The organism is Acinetobacter sp. F-1 (assembly GCF_022869025.1).
In the GTDB taxonomy this organism is placed as follows: Bacteria; Pseudomonadota; Gammaproteobacteria; order Pseudomonadales; family Moraxellaceae; genus Acinetobacter; species Acinetobacter pseudolwoffii.
The window spans coordinates 1-3,312 of record NZ_JAJKFX010000027.1; the positions used below are offsets into that span (position 1 = coordinate 1).

Here is a 3,312-nt window from a genome sequence, read left to right on the forward strand (position 1 = left end):
GAGACATGCTAAGTTGAAAAGTTATGGTGAAATTGGCGGGTCACTTGATCACACATACAGACTGATCGACACTCCAAACGCTGATTTAAAACGTGCTGATCTGAATGAACACGACTTCAATAAAAAGACTGATGTTCTCGAAGCATTAAAAAATCGAATTGATCAGCGAGTATCTAAACGTCCTGGCAATGTTTTATGTGTTGAATATCTTGTAACCGCTAGTCCAGCTTGGGATGGGTGGGGTACAGATAAAGAAACAGAGTTCTTTAATATTCAAAAAGAAAGACTTATAAAAAAATGGGGGGCTGAAAATGTTATCTCTACACATATTCATCGAGACGAGACAACACCGCACTTAATTGCCTACATCGTGCCATTTGATGAAGAAAAACAAGCACTTAACTGTAAAAAATGGCTTGGTAATAGAACATTACTTCAAGAAGAACAAACAGAAGCTGCGGAAGTCGTTAAGCATTTGGGATTAAGTCGAGGTGTTAAAAACTCAAAAGCTGAACATCGTACAATCAAACAGCATTATGAGATCGTTAATCAGATCAATGATGTAAATGAGTTCAGCCCAAGTATTGATAATTTGCCAAAACCGAACTGGTTAGAATCAAAAGAAGATTATGCTAAACGTGTTATTGATGCTGTATTACCGGACTATAAAAAAGCAAAAATCGAAGCTATCCAGAATGTTGCAACAAAAGAAGAAGTTACAGCACTTAGAGAAATAGCAAAAAAAGCGGAAGTTTATTTGAATGCTTTAGATGATGTACCAGAGCAATATGTCGATATATTCAACAACAAGATAAAAGAAACAGCTTCATTAATTAAAATTAAAAATGAAAATATTATTCAAAAAGAAGTTGAAGAATATAATAAAAAAATAGAATTAATTAATGCTCATAAAAATAACTTTGAGTGTTTTTATGAGTATTGCAATTCAGAATTAAATAATAAGATTAAAAATGAAAAGTTACTCAAAAAAGAATATAATAAAACAGAAAATTGGCTTAAAAAGAATGATTTAACAGATAAAGAGATTGAAAAAGGGTGGAAAAATGACGGCTCTCAAATATATATTGATAAGCCGAATTTTTATATGTCTGAATATCAATATAATCAATCAAAAATGCAATATTCATATACTTATAAAAAGAATATTCACGATAAAAGTAAAGAATTAGAAATTAATGAAACAGTTTCTATATTAAAACAGAATCCTGAAAACCAGATTGGTAAACGATTCCAAAATAAACTCGATGATTACTATGAGAATTTTGAACCTGTCATCAATGAAGTGGACCGCGATATTGAACGTCTGAAAGCACTCAAAGAAGCGGAACAGAGAAATGATGCTAGCAGAAGCGCACAGAAAGCTACAAATGAGCAGATAGCTAAGGATGGGCTAGAAACGTACCAGAACGATCTAAAACGCGAAAATGAGCGTTTTAGAGCGATTCAAGCGCATTCTAAAAATAATGATGTTGAGAAAAAAATAGATCGTGATAATGATTTGAGCTTTTAATTTATCTAAACAATAAAATCAATTACTTAGCGAGTGTCTACGAGCGACGCAATGAAAAGTCGCTCCACCCCCTCCTTGATTACAAACTCCCTTGTGCTTATCTCCGGTAGGGGCAGAGCGTCCCGAAGGGCGCGAACTGATGCACTTTGCATCAAGATCGAGCGAAGCTCGAAAAAGAAACTGTTTGCGAAGCAAATTCATTCTTGCTTTTGCTGCATTTGCTTCATGAACTGCATTAGCTAAAAACTGCCCCCAGCACTCAGCTTGTCTGAGTGCAATAGAGTTTGAGCGTAAGCGAAAACATAGGGCAGTTTTCCGAAGGGTTTTAGGCTTTTAATAAAATAAAAGCTTTTAAATGCTTTTAAGACCTCTGAAAGCCTTTACAGCAAAGGCTTTCAGCCTTCATACATTGACATTTAGTTGGCAATACATTGACATTTAGTTTGCGGATAACTCTCTATACATGGACATCTAGTTGGCATATATTGACAATAATAATTGCGTCAATATAATAAGAGTTAGTCTGATATGGCGACAATAATGATTGTGTCAATATATAGACAATAATAATTGCGTCCATTCAATGAAGTTTAATAATATGAAAACCACTAATGAAGAAAGAATTAGTTGTGAAAGACAATGTATTAATTGAAGCAAGCTATAACCTCGACTTAGTAGAGCAACGCTTAATCTTATTAGCCATCATCGAAGCAAGGGAGAGTGGGAAAGGCATCAATGCCCATGACCCTCTTTCTATTCATGCCGAAAGCTATATCAATCAATTTGGCGTACATCGCAATGGTGCTTATCAAGCTTTAAAAAATGCTTCTAAAGACTTGTTTGTTCGTCAGTTCAGTTATCAAGAGAAACGCTCGAAAGGGTTAGCAAATGTCACCAGTAGGTGGGTATCAGAAATTGCATATATTGAAGATGCTGCATGTGTCGAACTGATCTTTGCTCCTGCTATTATCCCTTTGATAACTAGACTGGAAGAGCATTTCACTAGCTACGAACTCGAACAGGTTTCAAAGCTCAATAGCGGTTATGCAATCCGTTTATATGAGTTAATCATTGCATGGCGAAGCACTGGTAAAACTCCTGTTATGCAATATGAGGACTTGAGGCAGAAACTCGGAGTTTTGGAAAAAGAATACAAAGTAAAAGCTGACTTCAAAAAACGTGTGCTTGATAGCAGTCTCAAACAAATTAATGAGCACACCGATATTACTGTGAAGTATGAACAGCATAAGACAGGTCGTGAAATTACTGGGTTCTCTTTCAGGTTTAAGCAGAAGCCACAACCAAAAAATACCAATAAGAAGTTACCGCAACGAGATCCGAATACTGAGGATATGTTTGTATCTATGACTGATGCTCAAAGATATATGTTTGGCGCAAAACTGGCTAAACGTATCGAACTAAACGAGTATTCCAGTGGTACAGAATCATACGAAGAATTTGGCAAGCGCATTGCTGAAATGCTTTTAGATGAAACCAAATTCAAGACATTCTATCCGCTGTTAGTTGAAGAAGGCTTTAGAGGTTAATTAGATCGGCTGCCCTCCAAGTCGTCAGACTTGGACCAACTCTGGAAGAGTTGGCAAAGGGTCGAGGGAAAGGATTTCCCCGCTTACGGATACCTAAATTTTTTTCAAAAAAATTTTGGTGTAGTAAGTACACCAAAATCGAATTTAGGTTGACAAAGCAAAATCAAAAGCAAATATTGAACGTAGTTTAATTTTTTGCTTTTGGATTTTGCGATGACTGATTTCGTTATTCTG

2 protein-coding genes are annotated in these 3,312 nt (G+C 35.7%); both read left to right on the plus strand.

What is annotated here, in order from left to right:
* On the plus strand, positions 1-1,531 hold a 1,531-nt coding region (mobV, locus tag LOZ91_RS14495; protein WP_244783464.1), incomplete at its 5' end, for a MobV family relaxase.
* Between the two features lie 611 nt (positions 1,532-2,142).
* Complete coding sequence (gene repM, locus LOZ91_RS14500; RefSeq protein ID WP_244783465.1) at positions 2,143-3,078, plus strand: replication initiation protein RepM; 936 nt, start codon at positions 2,143-2,145, stop codon at positions 3,076-3,078.
* Positions 3,079-3,312: the final 234 nt, after the last annotated feature.